Raw genomic sequence first — 277 nt, forward strand, 5'->3', positions numbered from 1 at the left:
CCGGTCCGGAGCTCCAGCCGGGCGTCGAACACGAACTGGAGGTCGGCGACGGCGGCGGAGTCGGACGCACGCGGCAGGTGGTAGTGGCCCATCCCGCGGGCACGCCGGACCTCGCCGGTCAGCCGGTAGGCCAGCCGTCGTACCGTCTCGATCCCGTGGGCTTCGAGCAGCGTCTCGAGGGAGTACAGCCCCACGCGGAGCATCGCCGGCGGCAGCGTGTCGCTGTCGGGACACCGGCTCCGGATCTCGCCGTCGATCCGGCGGACGAGGGCGTCCT

At 73.3% G+C, this 277-nt stretch carries 1 protein-coding gene; it reads right to left on the bottom strand.

What is annotated here, in order from left to right; genetic code table 11:
* On the bottom strand, positions 1-277 hold a 277-nt coding region (locus ACFR9S_RS08370; protein WP_459077195.1), incomplete at both ends, for a DUF7504 family protein.

The organism is Halolamina salina (assembly GCF_042678005.1).
Classification (GTDB): domain Archaea; phylum Halobacteriota; class Halobacteria; order Halobacteriales; family Haloferacaceae; genus Halolamina; species Halolamina salina.